The following is a 25,084-nucleotide window of genomic DNA, read 5'->3' on the forward strand; positions in this document are numbered from 1 at the left end:
ATATGCGATGGGCCAGCCACGAGCCAATCACTTAATGGTAATGGAGAACAGGTAGGAGCGATCGCCAACTAAGCCACCATTATCAATTACCGATAATCAATTTCTAAGAAAGCGATCGACCTTTGCAACCTTAATACTTCTTGGCAAGAGTTTTAGAGCCTGTATCGGTTTGCATAGATTGCTTGACAAGATCAGCCAGATCGTCCAACTGGCTAATCGCCTCTGCACCTTCTAGCTTCATTAATTCGCGGTCATCCCGCATTTCTGTCCAAGTAATCCCGTAATCGGACACCAAAAACCGAATCAGGTGGTTATCACCCAGGCTAACCATAAATGATGCACTATTCATTTGATCGCCACAGGTGTAGCAGGATGCGGGATATCCCCGCCGTTCTAATACAACCGCCAAGGCTTGCAGGTTCATTACCAAGTCTTGGACGAATTGTCGATGTTGATGTGCTAGTCTCAGAAACACTTTTGTCCTCCAGACACCACAGTAATTTGAGTTTCTTTTATATTTTCTTTAGATTTTCTCATCCACTGGTATTGTAAACTATTAAATACAATTACCAGACAAATGATATTGAGTCGCTAATTGACTACCTTGTTTAGGGTAGTGGATCAGATTTTTGAGCGCCGTATCAAACTATTCAGTTTGCAAATTAAAAATCTCGGACAGAATTTCTAAATTTAACTATATCTTTATACACTTCTGTCAGGGTAGATTCTTACAAGAAGCGATCCGCTTTAAGAGTAACTTAAATCTAGCACTAGTCAACTACAGAAAAGCTACATATTTCGCTTTTATTGGCGATTTGCAGCCTAAATGAGTGTTATTAGAGGTTATAACGTAGTTTTTCATCGTTATACTCTCTTTTGCTTAGATGTTTACTCTGTTCTCCTTTTAACGTAGATTTTGGTATATACAAGGAATTTAGTATACCAAATTCGCTCCTCCTGTATATATAAAGTTGAGCAGATAACAGTGCAAATTTGATATTCAGTACTACAACTAGGTTAGTTATAGTTCTTTATACAAACTTTATGTAATTAATAGATAAGTCTGAGTAGAGAATCCACAATGGATAAACCCAACACTGACAATACCTGAAGTCAGCAGAGCAATGTTGCCATTTAGGCAATATTTTCAGATATTTTGGGATTACTCTAAAAAAGTTGTATAAAACAAAGCACAGAAATTTGGAAAGCTCTTTATCTTAGGGGTTGCTGAAAAAGTATGAAAAAGCAATCTTAAGGGTTGACTAGTTATTCAAGCAAAATCAAAGATAAGCTTTTCTTGTTTATAACTAATAAAATCATAATTTTCAGTTATACGGAACTGCAAAAAAGGTGCAGTTTTCAAAAATAGACATAAAAAAGCATAAAACACCCGCGACAGGTGAGTAGAAAGATTCATCACTAGAAAAGTAATAGCAATTGCAGTTTCAGAAGTGTGGGAAAGTTTCGCCATCACTCGATTGAGGCTAAACCTTCTTTTAGCTTGCCCAAATTTTCCTTCAATACAATTACGAATTCTCTCAGATTCTAAATCTTGTTTCTTTTTTTCTTTACTAACATTGGCTGGTGGTCTTCCCAAAGGAGGACCACTCATGATAATACCTCTTCCTTTGCACCAAGCTCTATTCTCTCTTGTGCGATAAATTTTATCTACATGAACCGATTCTGGATAATAGCCAGTATAGTTTTTATATGCTTCTACTTGTGATTTTAAGTCTCCTGATTCATTAAAATTATCCCAACTAATATGGTCTAAAAATACATACCCATCAAAATAACTAGCTGATAATTTTGCCCCAAATTCCACGGCTTTCCCAGCTTTTCCACGGACAATTGGGCGGATATGTGGTTGGCTTAAACTAACGATTCGGTCATCAATACTCTGTTTTTTATTTTCATACAACCATAGTTGTTGACGATAAACTTCTACAACTACAAGCAACATTTTATATTGTTTAGTACTTAGTTTTTCTAGAGTTGCTCCCGATCTGATTAGCTGGTCAATATGAGATAAGTTTCTTTTGATATATTGAAGCTGCTTTTTAATCGCTTTTTTCCTATCTTTTTGGGATACACGACGTTTTTTAGCGACTTCTAAGTAGTTTTTTCTCGCTATTTCCCGATAAGTCCTTGGTTTTTTCTCTAATGTACCTTTTATCTGTTCATAAAGAAGGTCTATTATTCGTTCTGTCTGTTTTCTTGCTTGATTTAATAGCTCGAAATCTGTTGGATAGCTGATGTCTGCTGGCGCACAAGTCGCATCTAATATTAATTTTCCCCGATTTTTCGGCGTGTTATCTTCTTTTTCTAATTCTTCTATTTTTTTTTGAGTTGATTCAGTTGATTCAGTTGATTCAGTTGCTAAAGTCGAAGATGTTGTCTCTAGCATCCTTTTAACAGTTTCTTGATTTACTTTGTTTACTAAGTCTGCACTAATTCTTTCACGAAAATGGACTAGCATAGATGGATCAAATGGAGCTTCATTAATATAAGATGATATTCCTATGAAGTACTGTAGATAAGGGTTTTCTTTAATTTGTTCTACTGTTTCTCTGTCGCTTATTCCTAGTTTTTCTTTGATTATTAATGCGCCTAATGCCACCCGAAATGATTTTGCTGGCGCTCCCATCTCTGCCGAAAAAAATGAAGAATATTCCTCTTCAAATTCCGCCCACGGTATTAAATCAGCCATAATTACCCAACGATTATCTTCTGATAATTTTCCTTCAAACGGAAGTTCAAAGTTTTCTGGTGGGATTGTAGTTTGCTCCTGCTTTCGGTACATGGTTACTAATGACACACTTTAGTCCTGCTAGTCACGGTGATGCAAGGATTTTGGGTTATTTTACCCTCAACTCTTGCACCTGAATATCTTTCTTTGGTCTGATAATCTAGAGACTGTAACCTTTTCTTTTTTTTCAGCAACCCCTATCTTAGTTTGGTTTTGCCAAATTGAATGCTCACTATATAATATATTTCGATTATTTATCCCAACTGAATAATCATTTGTTATGGTAATGCTCATGGAGTCTCTTGCATAAATCAAAAACAAAGAACCCCACCCCGCATTTGCTGACGCAAACGCTCCCCTCCCGAAGAGCGCGTAGGGGGACGAAGTAGGGTTTTAAACTAATATTATTTAGATAGACACTGTTCTACCAGACGCGCAATGGACGCGGATTCGTTGGCGCAACCTAAAAAGAGAAGAGGCTGCGCCAAGGAGTCGTACAGAATACATACTGGATTCTGAATTCTTCTTATAAAACAAAATCCACCTAAACATTAAACTGTTTGGTGGACTTGTTAATTATTTTTAGTGGATCCGAGCAGAGTCGAACTGCTGTCCAAATTGGGTATTGACCCCCCGCTCATTCACAGGTTTAGCCTTTCTAATCCTCAAGGCGGGAATCGTTCATTATCCCGAACGTAGGATGCTCTGATTTAATCTTAGCTAGCAAGCCAACCAGAGAACGCTTACTAGAGCATCCGTTGGGGTTTGGTCTTCAGTCCTTAACGGAGTCAAACTAAAGACGCTCGAACCTATAAGAGGTTTTTAGGCAACTGCTAAAGCAGGCTTACGAGCAAAGCTAACGATGTTATTCGCATTTACTTTTTGTTTGAGCCTTTGATTTGCGAGAGGAGACTCACTCTCGACCTGAATCACAGAGCAGCGTTCGCCAACCTGTCGAAACCGTGACGGACCCATGCGCTTCATAATCCAATTATAATACGCGATTCTGGAAATGTGTTACTGACAATAATTTTCTTGATGCAAAACAGGATTTAAATTCCTGTCAGTACAGTGTTTTCGACAAGCTCTCAGCATATCCGGTGAAGTATCAATACCCTCAACATTGATACCAGCTTCTAGCAGTGGAATGAGTAGTCGTCCCGTCCCCACCATCGCCTCCAAAATTCTGCCACCAATTGATGAAAGATGTTTGATGTAGTATGGAATATCTGGGTAATCTTGATCAATAGGCTTAGTTATTTCATAAACCTCAGTACATAAGGGCCCGTATGCCGTTAATGTCATTTATATAAGCCTCAAATACTAAAAATAGCCAATTGCTAATCTTAAAATAATTAGCAATTGGCTATATATTACAACGCACTACAAATAAATAATTAGCTATAACCTAAGTTAGGGCTTCAGCACCACCAACAACTTCTAGGAGTTCTTGGGTAATTGCAGCTTGTCGGGCTTTGTTGTAAGACAGCGTGAGGGTGTTAATCAATTCACCAGCATTTTCACTAGCATTACTCATGGCTGTCATCCGGGCTGCTAGTTCACTAGCCGCCGATTCTTGCAGCGCTCGCAATAGCTGGTTACTCAGATACAGGGGCAACAAAGAATCGAGAATCTGCACTGGATCTTGCTCGAAAATCATGTCAGGAGCCAACGGGCGGGCTTGGCTAGCCACTTTCTCCCGTTCGACTTCAAATTTACCGCCACGGGTTGTCAAGCGGAAGATTTCGTCATCGCCTGTTTCTAGACCTTGCGGATCGAGGGGCAGTAAGGTTTGGATCACAGGACGGGAGCTAACCAATGAAATGAATCTGGTGTAGATTAATTCGATGCGGTCTACTTCTTCGGAAAGGAACAAGGAAAGTAGTTGGTCAGCAATCTGATTGGCTTCTGCTGCGGTGGGAATTTGCTCTAAGCCGCTATAAGTAGCATCAATAGGCTGATCTCGGCGTTGAAAGTACTGTGTAGCTTTGCGTCCGACTAACACAAATTGATAGTTTAAACCTTCTGCCTTGATTTCTTTGGCGCGGTTTTCTGCACGACGGATAACGTTACTATTGTAGCCGCCGCATAGACCGCGATCGCCTGAAATTACCAATAACCCGACTGACTTAACTTCTCTTTTTCTTAGTAGTGGTAGGTTTGCTTCTTCAAACCGTAGACGGCTTTGCAAACCATACAATACTTGTGCCAAGCGATCGGCAAAGGGACGAGTCGCTAGCACTTGTTCTTGTGCCCGGCGCACTCTAGCCGCAGCTACGAGACGCATGGCTTCTGTAATTTTTTTGGTGTTTTTGACCGACTGAATGCGATCGCGTATTGCTTTTAGATTGGGCATAATTTGTGTTCAAGAATTAGGAGGCGACAGATGATGAATTACATCATGAACTTTTGTTGATTCACCACTTCGCTAGTTCAGCACTCAGTAGTATCTCTCCTTAGATTTTACCAGCAAGGAAACCTAAGCTAATCTTAGTTTCTTATGATTTAGGATTTAAGATGATGATTACTAATCCTTATTTTTCTTTCGTACCTTCCACAGATTTTTATAACTGTCAATAATAATCTTTGAAAGTTCAGATTCAGACATTTCCTCCCCATCATTTTGTGCTTTTAGATACTTTTCATATGCAATAAGCAAAGCCTTGCCCATTAAGTATGTGGTTAACGTTGCTCTTCGAGGTCTAAACGAACCTATGACAGGTATTGATGTTAACATTAATGTAGGGATTGATACAGATGCACAAGCAGCATATATTGCCCACAGGAAAGAATTATTAAATTTCAATCCACATATATAAGTGAGATGTGCTACCATAGCTGTCTGAACTCCAGCTGTCGCCAATCCACCGACAAAACCGGAAAGAGGACTACCAGCTAAAGCTGCTCCTGCTAGGTAGAGGTTAAGGTATTTCTCAGCTTCAGATATTTTTAAATCTACATCGACCTTCTGTGCAGAAATAAACGCTGTTCTCGCCTCTACTTCTGTTTCTTCTGCAATCCAGGCTTTTCTCACCTCTTCTTTTGCAATACGATATTTTTTATTTGCCTCCTGCGCTGCGGCTCGTGCTGCAATCCGGGCTGTTCTCTCCGTCTCCTGTGCTGCGGCTTGTCCTGCAATCCGGGCTGTTCTCTCCGCCTCTTGTGCTGCGGCTTGTGCTGCAATCCGAGCTTTTTTTGCTTGTTCTGGGAAAAGTGAATAAGTGACTTTAATTAGTTTTTCTAAACCATAAGCTGGAATTTTCAAATCATTAGTAATTGGAAATGGATCTGCCAAAACAGGAATCAGATCATCCACTGGTAAATTTAGGTTTTTAATAAAGTCCAGTAACTCACTACGTTCAGGATTGTATGTTTGGGTAAGAACAATAATAACTGGTACTTCTTGTTTCGCTAGGTCTTTAATCCATTCCTCTTCCGCATTCTGAATTCTTTTACTGTTATCACTAATACAGTACCAAACAAAATGAATATGCTCTTTAGCATCTTGCTTTCGTTTTTCTGCAATTAGTTTAACTACTTCTTCTTTTGTACGTTTAATTTTTTCTTCATCTACTTCTAGTCCAGGAGTGTCATATATGGTTACTGGAGAATCTGGATGACTATGCTCTTCAATTTTTTCAGTTATAGGTTTGCCAGTCCCTGTTTTTGCTATTTCAAATCCAAATACAGCATTTATTAAGGTACTTTTACCTGCTCCTGTTAGACCTATCACCATCGCATTACATTTGCCGTTTTTCTGAGCATATGATTTGTACTCGTTTTGAACTTTTTTCCCGAATTCTTCTTCATTCATATGACAAAGGTATTTCTCAGCTTCAGATATTTTTAAATTTACATTGACCTTCTGTTCTGCAATAAAAGCTTTTCTTGCAACTTCTGGTAATATTGAGGCAGTTACTTCCACTAGATGCTCTAGTCCATGCCTTGTAATTGTGAAATCATCAGTAATTTGAACAGGTTCTGCTAAAACTGGAATCACATCATCATCAACTAATAAATCTCGTTTTTTGATAAAGTCCAGTAACTTACTACGTTTAGGATCGTATGTTTGGGTAAGAACAATAATAACTGGTACATCTAGTTTAACTATGTCTTTAATCCATTCTTCCTCCGCATCCTCAAATCTGCTTGACCGCTCGGAAATACAGAACCAGACAACATGAATATGATTTTCAATAGGTTGCTTGCGTTTTTCGTCAATTAGTCTAGCAAGCTTGTCTTTTAGACGTTGAATTACTTCCCCAGTTAATTCTAGTCCAGGAGTATCATAGAGCGTAATAGGAGAACCTGGTTGCCTATACTGCTCAATATCTTGGGTTATAGGTTTGCCTGTTCCCGTTTGTGCTAATTCTTCTCCAAAAACAGCATTTACGAGGGTACTTTTACCTACCCCAGTTTTACCGAGTAATAAGATATTACATTGCCCAATGTCCTTGGCAAACGATTCGTATTGTTTATTGAATGTATCACGCAGCTGCTCATTACTATAATTAGTATTTTTATCAGCCATTGATGGATATATAAGAATTCAGGTTTTTACCATAGTTTAGCACTTAATGATAATTAAATTGGCTATTTTTATACGTCTCAATAAAATATAAGCAAATTTTTATGAAGATGAACTTCATTTTTGGGGGTAGAAACTTTATGTATAAAGTCTCTAGATAATTCATTTGGTACAACCTCATGAATACTTGGTCTTATCGCAGTACTTCTGATATTCTTCTGCAAAAATCTCTATAAATTTTCTGATTTCTTCCTCAGTTAGTATTTTTTCATCTACTAGTCTTAAAGAATAACGCTTTAGAGTATCAATCCAAGCTAAACAAAGTAAAGATGTTGATGTTCCTGCAACCAAAGCATCGTTTACTGAATTTACAAGTGGTACTAAACTAGTTAAAATTGTAGATGCACCAGTTGTTAATATTGCTGCTGCAAGTGCTTGGTACTCTGGTGATAACAATAATAATTCCTGCTCTTCTTGCTTTAATCCAAAAATTGAACTTATTTGTTTTAAAAAAAGCAGTTGTGCCGCAGGGAGAATAGTTCCACTAACAGGAACCACAGGATTTAATGCGATAAGACTAGTCACCGAGGTATATACAGCAGTCAATTTTTGTGCTTCTTGTATTTTGAGGTCGATACTAGCAACCTGTTCACTAATAAATGCTTGTTTCGCTTGTTTTTCCAGAAGACTGGCAGTTTGTCTAACTAAAAGCTCTAGGTTCTTTTTTGGAGATGTATATTCCTCGCTAATTTTCTCTTCTACAGCCAGAATTGGGATAAGTGGAATTTTATTTTTGTCTATAATTATTTCGTCTGTCTTTGTAATGCAGTGAATTAGAGATTTCAGTTTTTCTTCTTTTACAGCTGTTCCATTCTTTATTGCTATGAAAAGATCGTGTAATTCCGGTTGCTTTATTGTTCTTGTTAAGACAATAATAATCGGGATGTTATTGTGTTTTTCTCTTAAATCAGTAATCCATTTTTCTTCTACATCCTCAAATCTCTCAGAGTTAGAGTTAATACAGTAGAAAATTACATCAATTGTTACATTTTGAAATTCTTTGTGGCTACCTTCTATTAATGCCTCAACATCTCTCTTATTACTTTCAGTATTGTATTGATTTAATTCCCCGTCCGTTAACTCTAATCCTCTTGAATCAAAAGCTACGATTAGACATTCTTTTTGCTCATATCTGGTTAGTTTACCAGTCACAGGTTTACCTGCACCCTCTGGAGCTAAATTGACTCGAAAGATAGAGTTAATTAATGTACTTTTACCAACACCAGTTTTACCTATTAATAAAATATTACATTTAGCTAACTCATTATAATTTTCAAGGTCTTTAGTCTGACCTTGTAATTTCTCAGCAATTTGCTGTTGCCATTTCCGAAACTCAGGCAAAAAATTGTCAATATCCATAATATCTACTAATTATTATAAGTAAATTAGTATACTATGTCTGACAATCCACATCGTACATAAATTCTAAATTTTTATTAAAATCTGTACGCCCCTATGATGATAAATATTTTTCTTACACACAAAAAAACCGAGTTTATTAATAAGCACTAATCTATAAAATAATAGATTTGCTTCAAAACTCGGTTTACACAAAATACAAAAATTAAATTACGCTGTTGCTTTGAAGGTCTTCTTAAATTCGGTAAGTGCTTCTTTCAAGGCAGCTTCTTCTGCATCACCTAGTGCTTTGGAGGCTCTTACGCCTTCGGCATACTGGGTTTTACCAGTCTTTAAGTACTCCCGCAGACCTTGGGTAAAGTTTGTGACTTTATCTACAGGAACGTCATCCAAGTAACCATTGATACCAGCGTAAAGAATTGCTACTTGCTCGTATACTGAGAGTGGCGAATTTTGTGGCTGCTTGAGAAGTTCGCGTAACCGTTGACCCCGTGCTAACTGGTCTTGAGTGGCTTTATCTAAGTCGGAAGCAAATTGAGCAAAGGCTTGCAGGTCGTCAAATTGGGCTAGTTCCAATTTAATCTTACCAGCAACTTTTTTCATTGCCTTAGTTTGAGCAGCAGAACCCACGCGGGATACGGAAATACCTGGGTTCACAGCCGGACGGATACCAGCGTTGAACAAGTCAGAAGATAGGAATATCTGACCATCGGTAATAGAAATTACGTTGGTGGGGATGTATGCCGAAACGTCACCAGCTTGGGTTTCGATGATTGGTAGGGCGGTCATACTGCCTTTACCTAATTCGTCACTCAGCTTGGCTGCTCTTTCTAACAAACGAGAGTGAATGTAGAATACATCTCCAGGGTAAGCTTCGCGTCCGGGTGGACGACGCAGCAGTAGTGACATTTGGCGATAAGCTTGAGCTTGCTTGGAAAGATCATCATAAATTACCAGGGTAGCTTTGCCTTTGTACATAAAGTACTCAGCAATAGTTGCGCCTGTGTAAGGAGCTAGGTATTGTAGGGTTGCTGGTTCACTGGCACTAGCTGCGACGACGATGGTGTAGTCGAGTGCGCCTTTTTCTTGCAATGTCTGCACCACGTTAGCTACGGTGGAAGCCTTTTGACCGATCGCAACGTATACACAAATTACATCTTCTTCTTTTTGGTTGATGATTGTGTCGATTGCGATCGCAGTTTTACCTGTTTGACGGTCGCCAATAATCAATTCCCGTTGACCACGACCGATGGGAATCATTGAGTCAATAGCTGTGATACCCGTTTGCATGGGTTCGTGTACTGACCGACGAGCAATGATACCGGGTGCTGGAGATTCAATCAAACGGCTGTCTGAAGTCTTGATGTCTCCCTTACCATCAATGGGACGACCCAAAGCGTCTACAACTCGTCCAATTAAGGCTTCTCCTACGGGTACTTGGGCAATTCTACCGGTAGCGGTTACAGAGCTACCTTCTTGAATTTCTAGCCCTTCACCCATGAGTACCGCGCCCACATTGTCTTCTTCTAAGTTCTGGGCGATGCCAACTGTGCCGTCTTCAAATTCCAAAAGTTCCCCAGACATAGCCTTTTCCAGACCATAAATCCGGGCAATACCGTCACCTACTTGTAGGACAGTACCAACGTTAGCAACTTTGACCTCTTGATCGTATTGCTCGATTTGTTGTTGGATAATGCTGCTAATTTCGTCAGGTCTAATTGATATGCTCATGTGTCTATTTTGTTTGCTTTCGAGACGGGAAAATTCAATAGTTAGGAGTGATGAATTAAGAGTGATGAGTTAAGAGCGATGAGTTAAAAAAGCAAAGGTTAAAAGTTAAAAGTCAAAATAAATTATTGTTTACTTAACTCTTAACTCCTGTACAGACGCGATTAATCGCGTCTCTACTCCTAACTCCTGTACAGACGCGATTAATCGCGTCTCTACTCCTAACTCCTGTACAAACGCGATTAATCGCGTCTCTACTCCTAACTTTCTAGCTATTAGTTAAGCGCAATGAAAGGCGACGTAATTGACCCCGGATACTGGCATCAATTACCTGCGAACCTACTTTAATGATCACACCACCAATTAACTCACTGTCTACCTTGGTTTCTAGCTCTACCTGGCGAGCATTACTGATGGCAATGACCTTTTGGATGATTGCCTGCTGTTGAGCTTCTGTGAGGGGAACGGCTGAAATTACTTCCGCTAATACGGTTTGATTCAGCTGCCGCAACAGCGCCAGATATTGTTGAAAAATAGATTCCAAGAATGCAATGCGGCGTTTGTCTACTAGTACTAACAAAAAGTTGCGTAAGTAGGGGTTAGAGCCTTCGCCGAGTATTTGTTTGATGAGAGCTTTTTTGTTCTCAGCCTGAATAAACGGGTTGCTGAAGAAGTTATGTAGCTGTTTGTCTGCTCTTAACAGTCCCAGTAAAGTCCGCGCATCTTCCCCGAACTCTTCTGTCAAATTTTTCGATTGCGCTATTGACAAAAGTGCCTGTGCATAGGGCTGGGCTACTTCGGCTGTTGCTACCTGACTTGTCATACATTGCCTCCCAGTTGTGCGATGCTGCGGTCAATTAAACTTTGTTGAGCATCGTCGGCAATCCCGCCTTTGAGTTGCGATTCGACTTTTTGCAATGCTAGTGCAGCAACTCTTTGCCGTAGTTGGGCGATCGCTCGCTCTGTTTCGGTGTTTAAATCTGCTGCTGCTGTTTGTTTCAAGCGTTCTACGTCTTGCGCTGCCTTCGCTAACAAGGCTTCTTTCGTCTTTTGGGCGTTTTCTGTGGCAGATTGGCGGATGCGTTCTGCTTCTGCTTGAGATTGCTTCAACTGCTCTTGCGCTTGGGAAAGGGCAGTCTTTGCCTCTTTTAAGCGCCCTTCTGCTTCCTGAATTGCGGTGGCAATATTGGATTGTCGCTCGTTCAGGATATTGCTTAAAACCTTACGTCCGAAGTAGAATAATATGCCAACCAGAATCGTTAGATTGATCAGATTGGTTTCAAAAATGTCTAGGTTTAGACCGAAACCACCTTCTGCTGCGCCTTCTGCCAATTCAGAGTGAACAGCGTTCGCTTCTGCGGCAAGTAATAAGAATGTCCCCATGATACCCATTTACAAGTGCGCTGCTCGCTTGCTAATACGTTGTATTTTTCCCAAGGGAAGGAAGTTTAAGTATCTTTTCCCCGTAAGGAAATTAAGTATCTTTCCCCAGAAGGGAAAAAGTGCCTTTATTTGACACTTAAATTTTGCGCTCTGGACTAGGGCCCAGTTGCGCGTATGCTTTCACAGAGCCAGTCTAGTTAGCTTATCTAACTGGAGTTGGCCCCAATAGTTTTTCTAGAATCTGCCTGCTTAGAGCATCAACTTGTTGCTCTAAGGTGCGAAAAGCTTCTTGCTTTTGTTGTTCTATTTCAATAGAAGCTTGTTCTCGTTGAGACTGAGCTTCCTTTTGGGCCTCGGCAATTTTCTCGGCAGTAATTTTCTTAGCTTCAAGTTGAGCTGCTTCTACGGTAGCTTGCGATTGTCTGCGAGCGTCTGCGAGTTGTTGCTCATATTCGGTAGCCAAGCGCTCGGCTTTAGCCAAGCTCTCTTTTGCCTCAAGGGTATTCGTTCGGATATAACTATCGCGATCGTCTAGTACCTTGGTCAGTGGCTTATAGAAAATTGCATTCAACAAAGCTGCCAATAGCAGGAATTGCAATGCCATGAAGGGCAAGGTAGCATCGAAATCAAACATTTGTCTCCTCTTTGGCTGGAGTAGCAGTTTTCATGGCTAGCAACATCATCCAACCTTTCATATTTTAGAGACCCATAGCCAACAAGGGTCAAGTAATTTTGGATTTTAGATTTGCAATTTTGGTGAAGCAGCGCGGTTTTGGGGGTTTCCCCCATGAGCGACTGCACCAACCCGAAGGGATTAACACTAACCCAAGGGTATGTTCTTCTGGGCATTTTAGATTGATGATTTGAGATTTGTTCCACCAATCAGCTTCGGCACATGTACCGAAAATTGATAATCCAAAATCCAAAATCCAAAATCTAAAATCACATTAGAATGACTAAATACCTAAAACCTATTAGATTGTAGAGGCGTGATGGTTCACGTCTCCACACTCACAAAAATTTCAGGTATTAGCCGAAGGGGTTAGCAAACAGCAATACCAGGGCAATTACTAGACCATAAATAGTCAAGGATTCCATGAATGCCAAGGTTAATAGCAGAGTACCGCGAATTTTTCCTTCTGCTTCAGGTTGACGAGCAATACCTTCTACTGCTTGTCCAGCAGCATTTCCTTGACCAATACCAGGGCCAATTGCAGCTAAACCAATCGCTAAAGCAGCAGCGAGAACTGAAGCAGCCTGAACTAATGGATCCATGTTGATTTTCCTTGCTTTGATTACAAAACTAACAGACATTACGTTAACGATTAGAAACGTGGTTTTCACGCTGCACATGAGTTCTTTGATCGCGCTTTGCGATGTTTTGAGCGAATATGCTCTTGGAACTGTGCTATCAACTGAGAAGTTTAATGCTCCTCATGTTCATCTGAGCCATGCCCCTCCATTGCCTCATGAATGTATGCTCCGGCTAGGGTGGCAAAAACCAGGGCTTGAATGGCACTGGTAAATAAACCCAAGGCCATTACAGGCAGAGGTACAAATAGAGGAACTAGCAGCACCAACACCGCTACTACCAATTCATCCGCCAAAATATTACCAAATAGCCGGAAGCTTAGGGAGAGGGGTTTGGTGAAATCTTCTAGAATTGCGATCGGCAACAAAACAGGTGTTGGCTCTATATATTTCTTAAAGTAGCCTAAACCCCGTTTGCTAAAACCTGCGTAAAAGTACGCTAAGGAGGTCAGCAATGCCAATGCAACAGTCGTATTGATATCATTGGTGGGAGCTGCCAATTCGCCCGAAGGTAGCCTGATGAGCTTCCAGGGAATTAGTGCGCCTGACCAGTTCGATACGAAAATAAACAAGAACAGTGTGCCAATAAATGGCACCCAAGGGCGGTACTCTTTCTCACCAAGTTGGTTTTTTGCCAAATCACGAATAAATTCTAAGGCATATTCCATCAAATTTTGGATGCCCTTGGGAATTCTTTGTGCGTTGCGAGTAGCAGCTATTGAAGCCACTACTAGAATACTAATCACAAACCAGGAGGTGAGAAAAACTTGCCCATGAATTTTAAGATTGCCCAACTGCCAATAGAAATGATGACCTACTTCTAATGCGGCGAGGGGAAAAGAATTAAAGGCGTTTAAGACACTAAGCATTTGCATTCTTCAAGCTTTTTCCCCAACGAGCGAGGATGGGATTACTATCTTTGTGAGCCTGACTTTTTAAGAATCAGGAATGAACGCAATTTGCACCATATAGACGAGGAGCGTGGCTTTGTAAGTTAGAAATCCCAAAAAAATGGGCAGAATCTGTAGCTCACGCCATTGACTTGCCACGATCATCACTCCAATAAACAGAGCAAAACGAGTTTTGCTCAGACTGGTTTTCTGACTACCAAGCTGCTCAACGTCTCTAGCCAACATTTTTAAGTAAACCACACCTGTACACGCCCCAATTAAATAATTTAAGGCAATGTTTAAGGAATAAAAAATCCACACAGAGATAAAAATAACCCCCGTCAAGACAAGCGTGATTACCAACAATCGCTGGAAGAGTTGATGGAACTCTTGCATGGAGTTACCTGATTCTGTGTCTCCAGAACCAGTTTTAGCATCTTGTTGCGTTGTCGGAGTGGGCGCAATTGATTCGTCTGACAAGCTCACGGGACTTGAAACCAGTACAGTTAAATATGATGACTGCACATTCAGTCAGCTGAATCATATCACGATCCGGTAACAATACTTTAGGAAAAAACAATTAACTTCTTGTCAACATCAGGCAGTCAGTAAAATTGCGCTCACAGAAGCGAGAGAGCGGCTGATCATGTGAGGGAGTATTTGGGCGAATAATCAATAAATGCTGCCTGAAAATTCAATATTTCTTCCAATTCCAGTTTTTTGAGTAAATAATTATCCTCCAAAGTTTGAATTAAGTTGGTGTCAAGAAAATCAACTGGTGCTTGAGGAGCGTATGAACGTACCGCAAATCAGAAATCGTAGAGTAGCGGCAAGTCATTAAAGATCGCACCACTGCTGAATTCCAGAAAGCTCCAACTTTTGGGATGTACAATACCTTGTTTTTTCGGCACTTTCCTAATTTACAGTAATTTGCCAAAAGTGGTGATGGGCGATCGCTCTTCACGACGAGTATAAATTGACAAATCTTAACTTAGTATCCAAGTGCAGTGTAATTAAACAGGTGTCAATAAAATCAACTGCTGCTGAAGAAGCGTTCTTACCCCATCCAATCCCAGTTGCACACCTGTTAAAATATCTACCACTGTTGAACTACCATCACATTTTTGCATAAATTCAAACTCTGGTACAGATAAATTAACAATTTGGTAATCGTAATTAAAGAAACATTGGCTAGGAAATCCTTCAAGACAAGGATTAAGTTCGGGAATCGCTGCCAATAGGGCGTTATCGTCTGACCAGTCAGCCTTGATTAGGGGAGGACGACCGAGGAAAAATTCGTAATGAGTTACTTCTGGATCTAGTAATTCTATCAGGCGGTAAACTTGGCGATCGCTCAAATCTTTTGCCCGTTCAACTAACTCTGGTGCTTTGCCCAAAAGTCTCTCCAAATCCCAGAAACTCGGATTCGAGAAACCAATAAACTCTAATCCCGAAGCATCTATTAATTCAAACAGCGTCTCAATGTTGTAGTCAATTTCTTGGGGATGTACGTACATATCCGCAAAGTTTTCATCTTTGTGATTTTCTAATGACCAACGCTGTTTATCGTATTTGACAATTCGGTTATTTTCTGGTAAAGAAGCAAATATTTGTCGTCCGACTTGAACACCATCGCGGTAGTCGCCTTTTTTGTCACCTTGAAGAAGTGCGATCGCTTTTTGCATGAGTTGAATTTCCCAGCGTCCCAACTCTCCATACACAAAAATGTGCATCAAGCCGCCTGGGGCTAACTTTTTCGCCAAAGCTTGAATACCGCGAATTGGATCGGAGGTATGATGCAAAACACCAACACAGTTGATTAAATCAAACTCACCCGGTAACTGTTCCACATCAAACAAGCTGAGGTGATGAAATTCAACGCGAGTAGCCCCTGAACGCTGACAACGCTCTTTTGCTACAGCTAAAGCGCCAGTACTGAGGTCAATTCCCACAACAGAAGCTTGAGGATTGAGGTGAACTAAGTACTCTGTACTCACACCAGTACCGCAACCTGCATCTAATATCCGAATATCTTGCTTTTGAGGTTTTTGACCTGTGCAGAAGTTATGAGCAGCTAGCCAATTCCAGCGCCAGTTATAGCCTGGGGGTGGTTCATCCAACAAGGCTTCTGGCGGAAAGGGGTAGGTATTGTAGAGTTTGGCAACAGCAGCACTAACAGTTTGGGAATCGGACATGATAAGTAAATCTTGGGGCAATTCTGAGTTTATCGAATCTCGGATGCTAATAAGCAATAAGGAGTAAAATTCAAGCCAATAGAATTAATAGCGTTGTATTACAGATGGTAGATTACGGTTTGTCGGGTAAAGTTGCCCTAGTAACTGGTGTAAGCCGACACATGGGAATTGGTGCAGCGATCGCCCATTCATTGGCTGCATCTGGAGCAAATGTCTTTACGACTTATTATCGCTCATACGACAAGCTGATGCCTTGGGGTAGCAACTCTCATGAGGCAGAAGAAATCATTGAGTCACTAAAATTACAAGGAGTCAAGGCGGCAGGGGTTGAAGTTAACTTGGCTGAGTCAGAGATGCCCAAAAAACTTTTTGACCAAATTGGCGAACTAATCACAATGATTACTTAGCAAAAATTTACCACGACCAAACTCCTGAGCGTGTGCAAAAGTTGGCAGTGATGATAGCGCACCGACCCAAAGAGCCAAACTCTCACCTTTAGGACTTACGCACACTCTACGAATTCTCGGCGCTCTTGGCGTCTTGGCGGTTCGAGAAATTAAGCTTTTTAGCAATTTTTGCGTAAGTCCTAACCTTAATCATATTTCTTTTGCTTGGCCTAAGTCGGTACTGAAAGATGCTCAGGGTGATTGTGTCGGCTTTTTGATGCCGGAAATTAAGGAAGGAAAAGAACTTATTGATGTATACAACCCTAAGCAAAGAAAGGCTTTAAAACTTGAAATGCTAGCGATCGCACGTTTTTAAAAAACTCTAAATTAGCCTGTAGCTTTGCGTAAGCTAATAGCAATGCATCAGATGAGGAAGCCTTTCTGATTACATTAAACCTACCACGCAGTTGTTCTTCAACTGTAATTATCGTTATGGCAATGTCTTCAGAATTAACTGCATTGATACGCTGCGTAACAACTGGATGCATCTGTTGAAAAAGTGAGACGTGATCCGTATCAAGTATCCATAAAGTCACTTAGCTTCATCCTCTGCATCAAGTTGCCGATAATATTCCTCCATTTGTGCGTCAAGTTCACGACGATCAGCTTCTATATATGCTAACACCTCGTCAAATTGAGGATCATCCTTGAACATACCCGCAAATTTCATCCAAGGATGTTCGGTTTTGGGAGGTTGAATTTCCAAAGTCACTATTTCTGGTTTTCGCTCTTGTAAAAGTTGAATTAGCTTTTCTAGTGCTTCTTCTTTAGTCACACCAGAGCTTTTAAAATCTGGTAAGCCTAGCACTGTCGCACTAACTCCGCCATCTGGTTGATTTTCAATCAGCACATCATAATTTAACTTCGGTACAGTATTGTTAGGATAAGTTTTTACAGTTAAATTCATAATATTTTCAAGCTGGAAGTTTTATATTGATTATAACTACTAACCTACTTACTACTAACTTTAGTCTGTACGTGTTAGCGTAGCGTTTCCTAGAAAGGCTTTTGCGATCGCACCATGATTTACAACCAATCAGAGTTTAATTTACGCTGTGAATGGGGGGCACAAGGAGTTGCTCAACTCGCTCCCATCAGTGATGTAATTGTAATATAGGAATCCGGTTTGATTTGGAGAAAATATCTGTAGGATGTGTTAGCACAGAGAGTACGGCATCAAACCCTTGATAATAGTGCGTTACGAACTCCGTTCTAACACACTCTACAATACCTAATTCCATTCAAAAATCAAAGAGCATGAGCATCTTCACAAGGGAAAACATCAATTGCCAGCATTAGAGATGGGTCAAGTACCACCAATGATTGCCCTGGTAAAGGCGCACTGTTACAGTCACGAAGAGGTTTTAGACGATGTTCACTTGCACCTATTGCATTGCCATCTAAAATTTTAAGCCGATAACCAGGTAGCCAATCTGGTAAGCTTCCGTTTAAATGCCGAATAATTGCTTCCATTGAAGTTCCTGTCTCCCTTACTAATTCAGCGCTTACATCAGTCTCCATTGCATGAGTGCTTGTTATAGACAGAAGTAACTGAAACATTCATTTGTGATGTTTTAGCTTGATATGCAGCATGAATTGAAGGTCTAATCCCACAAGTGACTGTATTCATCTAGGGTAGAAGCATAAGGTTACACTTGCTGACATGATCAAAAAAGGTCATATTTTTATGTTGTCGTATGAAGATATTGGTGCTGAATGCCGGATCGAGCAGCCAAAAGAGTTGTCTGTATGAGATTGCAGATGAGGCTTTCTCCACCGAAGCAGCCCAACCCCTTTGGGAAGGGAAAATCAACTGGACTCAAGATCGGGGTGTGGCAGAAATTGAAGTGAAAACTGGTACGGGTGCAACACTACAAGAATCAATCTCTAGTGATTCCCCACAGGTACACCTCAGTTATATGCTCAATACACTTAGTGATGGCGCTACCAAGGTAATTGATCAGTTGTCAGAAATTGATGTGGTGGGGCATCGGATAGTACATGGTGGAAAGGATTATCGAGATAGTGTGGTAATTACGGAGGATGTTAAAAAGGCGATCGCTCGTCTATCTAATCTAGCTCCAGCACATAATCCAGCCGCTTTGTCAGGCATAGAAGCAATTGAAAAAATCTTAAAAGATGTTACCCAAATAGCAGTATTTGATACCGGATTTCATGCCACCCTACCCGATGCAGCAGCAATCTATCCCGGCCCTTATGAGTGGGTAGAACAAGGAATCCGTCGCTATGGGTTTCATGGTATCAGTCACCAATACTGTTCTCAACGTGCTGCCCAAATTCTTGGTCAAGATTTTCCCTCTGAACGCTTAATTACCTGTCATCTAGGCAATGGCTGCTCTTTGGCGGCAATTAAAAACGGTCGCAGCATTGATACGACAATGGGATTTACGCCCCTAGAAGGATTGATGATGGGTAGTCGTTCTGGTTCAATTGATCCAGGGATTTTGATTTATCTATTACGTTACTGCAATTACTCTGTTGAAAAACTGGATGATATCTTAAATAAAGCTTCTGGGTTAAAGGGAATTTCGGGTGTATCTAGTGATATGCGCGAGGTAACAGAAGCTATTGCTCAAGGTAATTCCCGCGCTCAACTAGCATGGGATATCTACGTACATCGCCTCCGTTCTGGTATAGGTGCAATGCTTACCAGCTTAGGCGGATTAGATGCTTTAGTATTCACAGCAGGCGTAGGTGAACATTCCCCAGAAATTCGCCAAGCCGCCTGTGAAGCTTTTGGATTTATCGGACTAAAAATAGACCTTGAAAAAAATCAGCAGCAGCCTGTTGATGAGGATATTGCCACACCCGATTCAGCAGTACGGGTATTAGTTATTTATACTCAAGAAGATTGGGCGATCGCTGGGCAATGTTGGCAGATTCATTCTCGCGTTTAAATTCACTTGTTCTCAGACCTTTTTAAATTTTGGATTTTAAATCTTCAATCCAAAATCCAAAATTTAAAATCTAAAATTCTGTGACTATATTTAAACGGGAGTCAAAAAGTTATTAAACACGAAGCTGCCGATATTTCTACCTACTTGCACCCCGTCTATAGTCGCCGCTTCGATATGGACACCACCATAAAGTCGGCTATCGGCATCCTCTTGGGCTACCTGTGAAAAGCTGCCGTAATAACGAGCAACGCCAGGTAATTCTTGTGAAGGAATGTCAAAACTGATGTTATCAGTGCCGTAGAAAAGTTTCAGAATTTCGGCTGATGCACCAGCGAATACAGAATGCCCAGATATGTAATCGGGGAATGGTGGAGTATCTAGTAGAGGTTCCCAATTAGGATCGGCGATCGTATTTGGATTATTATCTTGATCCGCATTGCGGATTGCAGTAATCGGGCGCAATTGATCATAGACGTACTTGGCATCCCACGCAACAATACCCGCATCAGCTTGGGTAATGTTCAGCAGCGCAAATAAACGGGCATTCTCCTCCAGAGTATTGTTTTGAGCCAATGCTACTTCTTGCGTGAGTTCGTTCAACTGACCTGGTGGCCTGAAAGTATCGCCGCGATCGTAAGCCCAAAATTGGGCAATTTCCGTCTGATCTGCGGTACGAACAGTGCTGTTTTCAGCACCAAGCGCCTTAACTTGATTAAAATTTCTCGTATACCGAGGGCTACCATACTCAGGGAAAGTATCCGGCCGAAAAAGGATAACACTGTCTATAGCAAAGGGAGTTACTAGACCCCACTGGGGCAATAATGCTGATGCAAAATTAGTAGTATTATTTGTTGTTTCACCATCGCTAAAAGTTGGCTTCCAATCCCCAAAGCCAGTTCCCGGCGTGTATGGCCCTTGTGCAGTACTTGAACCATCATTTTTCCGCTTATCCAGTATTTGCTGGGCAACTTTTTTTCCGATCGCAATGCCCTTGTCCTCAGCTGTACCATCCGGAATTGTTGCAAGAGACCTTTGCCGTTGTTCATCGAATGTAGTTTTTTGTTCTGGGAACAATTCCACCAGCGTTTCGTAGGCTGCTTCAACTGCCGCAGCTTCTTTTGATGCCCCGGCAGCTTCTGATGCGTCGATGTTAACTAAATAAGGCTTGTAACTCTGGTCAATAGCGTTGACAGCATCATAAACTGCTGCCTGAACGATCGCCTGATTACGTGCCGCTACTGGAGGTGCTGTTCCCGATGCTTGTATGGCATTTAGGAGAATTGAATTCCATTGGATCACAACGTCACCTCCAGTAATTAACTGGCTGGCTACATTGTTGGCGGTATTACTTTCAGTAACGTTACTACCTGGCTCTACCTGTCCAATCAGATAGTAGAGTCCTGGAGAGACAACACTTGCAGTTCGGAATTCAGATCCCGCAAAATCCACAGTAAATGTTTTAGATTGACCAGGCGCTAAATTAACTATTTGACCATTCAAACTGCCCAAAAGCTCATCTTTGCCCTTGAGTAAATCGCTTGCACCTCTTGATTGTTCCAGTGTGTTTAGGGGATTGATGTCAAGAACTTTATCAGTTGATCCATACAGTTTGAGGTTTACAGGCCCGTTGAATTGTGTATCACCTTGATTTTCAACAACAATTTTCAGTTTTCCCTGTTCATCAGGAAAGATTGTTGGATTTTCGAGTATTTCAGCAAACTGGATAGCGATATCTAAAGCCATAAAGCTTTTGTTCCTTTTTTTGCAAGTAGGAATAAGGTAGTTTTCCTGCTTTTTGCCATTAAAGGACTACCAAGAAATAAATCATCCAATCTTAATTTGTAGGGTGCATTAATCAAGTAGCACACAATTTTTATCTAATCTGTCACGGTGCGTTAGTCAAAGATATAACGCACCCTACAAGTTAGATATTTTTTTAATTGGAAGTCCTTTATGCGTGCAGTAACGCTTAGACAATATTTTGGTTCAATACCCTGAGTCGGAATTTATTATCAAACAAAAATGAATTGATCGCTATTAGAAAGACTTAGATCGGAGAGGGAAATTCCCTCAACAATACCAATGAGTTCAGCCACAAATTGACCTTGGGTAAAAAATATTCCCGTACCAGATATCGAGCTATCAGGAGATGCACCCAGTAGATACTGACTTGCTGAACCTGCTAGCTGGATTTTATCTACACCACGGTTAACACGGTCGTCAATGAAACCAAAGTCTTTAATTAGAGCGTAGTCTTGATTACCATTAACGTTATTATTACCATCATTGTATAAAACTATGCCATAAATAACAGTATCAGTACCACTTCCGTCCCTGGCATTTGCTTTTTCAAGTCCCAGGACAAATGTATCGTTATTTTTTCCACCGATTAAAGTATCTTTTTCGCCAAAACCAAATCCTTGTTGCAGTTGACCATAAAAGTCTGTATCAGTACCAATCAATACATCATTGCCGTTACCGCCATCAAGAGAGTCGTAACCCTGCCCACCAAAAATTAAATCTTTTCCAGCATCACCTTCGAGGAAATCATTACCTCGACCACCAAAAATTTTGTCATTCCCATTGTTACCAGAAATTGTATCGTCACCACTTACACCGGGATTGCCCTCTACGTCATCACCGTAAAGTATGTCGTTGCCATCGTCACCATTAATTTGATCGTTGTCTGCCCCACCTTCAATATAGTCATCACCAGAATCACCATAGATTAAGTCTTTGCCGTCTTGACCATAAAGTTTATCGTTTCCATCACCACCAAAAATGGTGTCATTGCCACTTGCAATTAAGTCTGAATTTCCACTGGCACTATAGTCCCCATAGACGATATCTTTCCCACCATCACCCTGGAGGTAGTCGTTTCCACTTCCTCCACTAATGAGGTCATCTCCATTGCGACCTGAGACTATATCATCGATACCTAAACTAGTTATAACGTCATCCCCATTAGCGCCATAGAGTGTATCCGCATTGGGAGTGCCTATTATTATTTTATTATCATCCTTACTACTTGTGAATTCTCTAACATCATTGTCATTGAATTCATCGGCATCGCCTCCATCGTCTTGGCGGATGGAGGAGGAGGAGATGTCAAACTTTATTTTATCGCCACTGAATGGTTTGAAAGCGCTGCCCAATCCCGTTATTTTACCGCCAGTGGGTGGCGTAGCTTCTGGTGCAACATACGTACCTGCTTCTAGTTGTGCTAGTGTTGCTAATTGAGTATTCTCAAGTGTAGAAAATACTGGTTTAATTATTTCTGCTTGTGAAGTATCGAATGTGCCTGCTGTCGGGTCTTTAAGTTCTTCTAATTCTTGTTCTTCTATGCTGAGTGTTGCCATTTATGTGACCTCATTTCGTTAAATAACTTGGATGACAGAACTATTTTTGCTCAATTAAGACAGAGCTACTTTTGTCTAGCACTAATGTTGCAGAAAAGAGTGAGCGTTTGAACTATCAAAAGCATTTTTAACTTGATGGACTGTGTATGAAAGTGTGTAAATCATGATTGAACTATATGAAACACCAACATAGCTATAGGATTACTATTTGATTTTTGAACGAAATTAAGTATTGTAGAGTGTGTTAGAACGGAGTTCGTAACGCACTATGAACACGAGTTTGATGCCGTACTCTCCGTGCTAACACATCCTACGTATATTTTCAGAAATCAAACCGGATTCCTATATAGTTTTATATCGGGTTCAGATTGTGAGTTTTTCGCAAAGTATTTGTTATTGTTACAATTGTTTACAAAGTCTAGAAAATACTATGCTCAAGATACATACTTAAAATTTTTCAACATACTTTATACTCAGTAGAATAGACCTCTTAGATCAACACTGCTACTCTGACAGGGTTTAAGCGAATAATTACTTTGATCGCTAAACTTATTCATTCTCGACATACTTGTTTGTGTCCTAACAAAGAATTAGGACTACCGGATTCAGCAGTGCAAATATTAGTGATAAATACTCAATAAAATTGAGCGATCGCTCCAATACTGCTTGGGTAAAGCATTTTTAACTCGGCATTGGGTTTAGGGAAAAGGTTACTGGGTTTAGGTTAAAGGTTTTTTCTTTCCCCTTTTCCCCAAAACCCGACAAGTATTGGCGATCGCTCAACAGTGTTGGCAAATTTTTAAACAGTGAAAATGAAATTTATAGACTCACCTGAAAAATTATTTTTAAATTTTGAATTGTTAAATACTCATCATGACAGTAACCGACGTATGATGAGTCTCCCAACTTGTGGCCCTATAAAACTTAAAATATACTCACCAAGTTTTGGTGCGATCAGTGACACAAACGGCAATAATAAACTAATATCTGTACTACAGATTATACTCTGTACATTCAAGAATAATTTGTATAAATACTACTAAGTAAATTATGTCTAGTTTGCTAAAATACCTGTTTTTGGCTTTGCTTGAGGAAAAATAGACTTATTTACTGTTATTCATTCCCAAATCCTAAAGGTTTGTCAGTAAACATCGCAATATGTGGGAATGTCTCTGCTTGTCCCTACATGAGCATTAAACTCTTCAGATTCAAAGTTTTTTATCTATTTGATCATGGATGCTTCCCTGTAACCATCTAACTGAGTAATTTTACATAAAGTATATTATATATAATGAGTTGCTTCTACTTGTAAAAACAATAAAAATATGTTGTTGTCGCGTAAAACCATTGCTACACCTTTTATAATTTGTGTGTGTATTTTAGGAGTTGGCTTGATTCAATTCCCCCAATTGCAAAAACTAATAAATAGCAACCGATCTGAGTCTTTAGAAACTTTAGAAAAAGAAATAAGGTCTGAAGATATCCGCCTTAATTTTCTCAAAACAATGCCTAGTTTTGGTTATGATAACTTCATTGCCGATTTGGTATATCTAAATTTTCTCCAATATTTCGGAGATGATGAAGTTCGAGATAAAACAGGTTACAGTTTAAGTCCAAAGTATTTTGAAATCATCCTAGAACGTGACCCACGATTTTTAGCAGCGTATCGCAGTCTTTCTATCAGTACTTCATTGTATGCTGCTATGCCAGAACGTGCGATCGCATTATCAGAGAAAGGCTTAAAATCACTATCTCCTTCAGTCCCGGAAAAGTCTTATTATGTATGGCGTTATAAAGGAGTTGATGAGTTATTATTTTTAGGCAACGCTAAAGCTGCCGAACAGTCTTTTGCAACGGCTGCAAACTGGGCTAGTAACTTTTCAGATTCAGAGAGTCAGATGATCGCTCATACTTCCCAAAAAACTGCTGAATTTCTGAGTCGAAATCCCAACAGTAAATATGCTCAAATTGCTACCTGGGCTATAGTTTTAAATAATCAAGTTGATGAGAGAACTCAAAAACGTGCAATTAAGGAGATTGAAGCTTTGGGAGGGAAAGTTATTACAACTCCTGAAGGGACTAAAAAAATTATATTTCCCCCCAAAGATTAAATTATTAGTTATAACGGATTGCTGCAAGTGTAGTAGCAAATTATATT

The 25,084-nt window shown here is 40.2% G+C and carries 22 protein-coding genes and 1 other RNA gene; 3 read left to right on the forward strand and 20 right to left on the reverse strand.

Annotated elements, in window-relative coordinates; all coding sequences use genetic code 11:
* Window positions 1-130: 130 nt before the first annotated feature.
* The 15 genes from CDC33_RS13645 to CDC33_RS13715 form a co-directional block, all read right to left on the reverse strand.
* A complete protein-coding gene (locus tag CDC33_RS13645; protein ID WP_100898754.1) occupies window positions 131-475 on the reverse strand; it encodes a DUF1815 family protein in 345 nt (114 codons plus the stop codon).
* Between the two features lie 795 nt (window positions 476-1,270).
* Entirely contained in the window at window positions 1,271-2,803 is a 1,533-nt protein-coding gene (locus CDC33_RS13650; protein ID WP_109007337.1) for an IS5 family transposase, read from the reverse strand.
* Between the two features lie 529 nt (window positions 2,804-3,332).
* Window positions 3,333-3,722, reverse strand: a transfer-messenger RNA (tmRNA) gene (gene ssrA / locus CDC33_RS13655).
* Between the two features lie 44 nt (window positions 3,723-3,766).
* Entirely contained in the window at window positions 3,767-4,054 is a 288-nt protein-coding gene (locus CDC33_RS13660) for a class I SAM-dependent methyltransferase (protein WP_109008915.1), read from the reverse strand.
* A 103-nt stretch (window positions 4,055-4,157) separates the two neighbouring features.
* Window positions 4,158-5,105, reverse strand: a complete 948-nt coding sequence (locus tag CDC33_RS13665) for a F0F1 ATP synthase subunit gamma (protein ID WP_109008916.1) — start codon at window positions 5,103-5,105, stop codon at window positions 4,158-4,160.
* 171 nt (window positions 5,106-5,276) lie between these two features.
* Entirely contained in the window at window positions 5,277-7,280 is a 2,004-nt protein-coding gene (locus CDC33_RS13670) for a GTPase (RefSeq protein WP_109008917.1), read from the reverse strand.
* Window positions 7,281-7,454: 174 nt separating this feature from the next.
* The gene (locus CDC33_RS13675; protein WP_109008918.1) at window positions 7,455-8,696 is read right to left on the reverse strand and encodes a GTPase; all 1,242 of its coding nucleotides are present in this window, start codon (window positions 8,694-8,696) and stop codon (window positions 7,455-7,457) included.
* A 210-nt stretch (window positions 8,697-8,906) separates the two neighbouring features.
* On the reverse strand, window positions 8,907-10,427 hold the full coding sequence (atpA, locus tag CDC33_RS13680) for a F0F1 ATP synthase subunit alpha (RefSeq protein ID WP_109008919.1): 1,521 nt from the start codon (window positions 10,425-10,427) through the stop codon (window positions 8,907-8,909).
* A 265-nt stretch (window positions 10,428-10,692) separates the two neighbouring features.
* Window positions 10,693-11,247: an ATP synthase F1 subunit delta gene (atpH, locus tag CDC33_RS13685; RefSeq protein ID WP_100899336.1), complete on the reverse strand. Its 555-nt coding sequence runs from the start codon at window positions 11,245-11,247 to the stop codon at window positions 10,693-10,695.
* Window positions 11,244-11,816, reverse strand: a complete 573-nt coding sequence (locus CDC33_RS13690) for a F0F1 ATP synthase subunit B (RefSeq protein WP_109008920.1) — start codon at window positions 11,814-11,816, stop codon at window positions 11,244-11,246. The genes atpH and CDC33_RS13690 overlap by 4 nt, the downstream gene beginning before the upstream one ends.
* 193 nt (window positions 11,817-12,009) lie before the next feature.
* The gene (locus CDC33_RS13695; protein ID WP_109008921.1) at window positions 12,010-12,441 is read right to left on the reverse strand and encodes a F0F1 ATP synthase subunit B'; all 432 of its coding nucleotides are present in this window, start codon (window positions 12,439-12,441) and stop codon (window positions 12,010-12,012) included.
* Between the two features lie 395 nt (window positions 12,442-12,836).
* Window positions 12,837-13,082, reverse strand: a complete 246-nt coding sequence (atpE, locus tag CDC33_RS13700; protein WP_012411162.1) for an ATP synthase F0 subunit C — start codon at window positions 13,080-13,082, stop codon at window positions 12,837-12,839.
* Between the two features lie 149 nt (window positions 13,083-13,231).
* Window positions 13,232-13,993 (reverse strand): F0F1 ATP synthase subunit A, encoded by a 762-nt coding sequence (gene atpB / locus CDC33_RS13705; protein WP_181374000.1) that lies wholly within the window; start codon window positions 13,991-13,993, stop codon window positions 13,232-13,234.
* Window positions 13,994-14,053: 60 nt separating this feature from the next.
* Window positions 14,054-14,494 carry an ATP synthase subunit I gene (locus tag CDC33_RS13710; protein WP_109008922.1) on the reverse strand — a complete coding sequence of 147 codons (441 nt, stop codon included), beginning with the start codon at window positions 14,492-14,494 and terminating at the stop codon, window positions 14,054-14,056.
* 527 nt (window positions 14,495-15,021) lie between these two features.
* Window positions 15,022-16,203 (reverse strand): class I SAM-dependent methyltransferase, encoded by a 1,182-nt coding sequence (locus CDC33_RS13715; protein ID WP_109008923.1) that lies wholly within the window; start codon window positions 16,201-16,203, stop codon window positions 15,022-15,024.
* Between the two features lie 104 nt (window positions 16,204-16,307).
* Between CDC33_RS13715 and CDC33_RS13720 the strand changes: the two genes are divergently transcribed.
* Window positions 16,308-16,610 carry an SDR family NAD(P)-dependent oxidoreductase gene (locus tag CDC33_RS13720; protein ID WP_109008924.1) on the forward strand — a complete coding sequence of 101 codons (303 nt, stop codon included), beginning with the start codon at window positions 16,308-16,310 and terminating at the stop codon, window positions 16,608-16,610.
* A gap of 302 nt (window positions 16,611-16,912) precedes the next feature.
* Here the strand turns inward: CDC33_RS13720 and CDC33_RS37790 are convergent, their stop codons facing one another.
* From CDC33_RS37790 to CDC33_RS13735, 3 genes are all read right to left on the reverse strand, one after another.
* Window positions 16,913-17,185 (reverse strand): PIN domain-containing protein, encoded by a 273-nt coding sequence (locus CDC33_RS37790; protein WP_146195812.1) that lies wholly within the window; start codon window positions 17,183-17,185, stop codon window positions 16,913-16,915.
* Complete coding sequence (locus CDC33_RS13730; RefSeq protein ID WP_109008925.1) at window positions 17,182-17,556, reverse strand: type II toxin-antitoxin system HicB family antitoxin; 375 nt, start codon at window positions 17,554-17,556, stop codon at window positions 17,182-17,184. The genes CDC33_RS37790 and CDC33_RS13730 overlap by 4 nt, the downstream gene beginning before the upstream one ends.
* A 341-nt stretch (window positions 17,557-17,897) precedes the next feature.
* Entirely contained in the window at window positions 17,898-18,170 is a 273-nt protein-coding gene (locus CDC33_RS13735; protein WP_219930031.1) for a hypothetical protein, read from the reverse strand.
* 176 nt (window positions 18,171-18,346) lie between these two features.
* Between CDC33_RS13735 and CDC33_RS13740 the strand changes: the two genes are divergently transcribed.
* Window positions 18,347-19,567, forward strand: a complete 1,221-nt coding sequence (locus tag CDC33_RS13740) for an acetate kinase (RefSeq protein WP_109008926.1) — start codon at window positions 18,347-18,349, stop codon at window positions 19,565-19,567.
* A gap of 90 nt (window positions 19,568-19,657) precedes the next feature.
* Here the strand turns inward: CDC33_RS13740 and CDC33_RS13745 are convergent, their stop codons facing one another.
* Window positions 19,658-21,310, reverse strand: a complete 1,653-nt coding sequence (locus tag CDC33_RS13745; RefSeq protein ID WP_109008927.1) for a vanadium-dependent haloperoxidase — start codon at window positions 21,308-21,310, stop codon at window positions 19,658-19,660.
* A 269-nt stretch (window positions 21,311-21,579) separates the two neighbouring features.
* The gene (locus tag CDC33_RS13750; protein ID WP_109008928.1) at window positions 21,580-22,926 is read right to left on the reverse strand and encodes a calcium-binding protein; all 1,347 of its coding nucleotides are present in this window, start codon (window positions 22,924-22,926) and stop codon (window positions 21,580-21,582) included.
* Window positions 22,927-24,251: 1,325 nt separating this feature from the next.
* Here CDC33_RS13750 and CDC33_RS13755 point away from each other — a divergent pair.
* Window positions 24,252-25,037 (forward strand): hypothetical protein, encoded by a 786-nt coding sequence (locus CDC33_RS13755; RefSeq protein WP_109008929.1) that lies wholly within the window; start codon window positions 24,252-24,254, stop codon window positions 25,035-25,037.
* Window positions 25,038-25,084: the final 47 nt, after the last annotated feature.

This window comes from Nostoc commune NIES-4072, assembly GCF_003113895.1.
Taxonomy (GTDB): domain Bacteria; phylum Cyanobacteriota; class Cyanobacteriia; order Cyanobacteriales; family Nostocaceae; genus Nostoc; species Nostoc commune.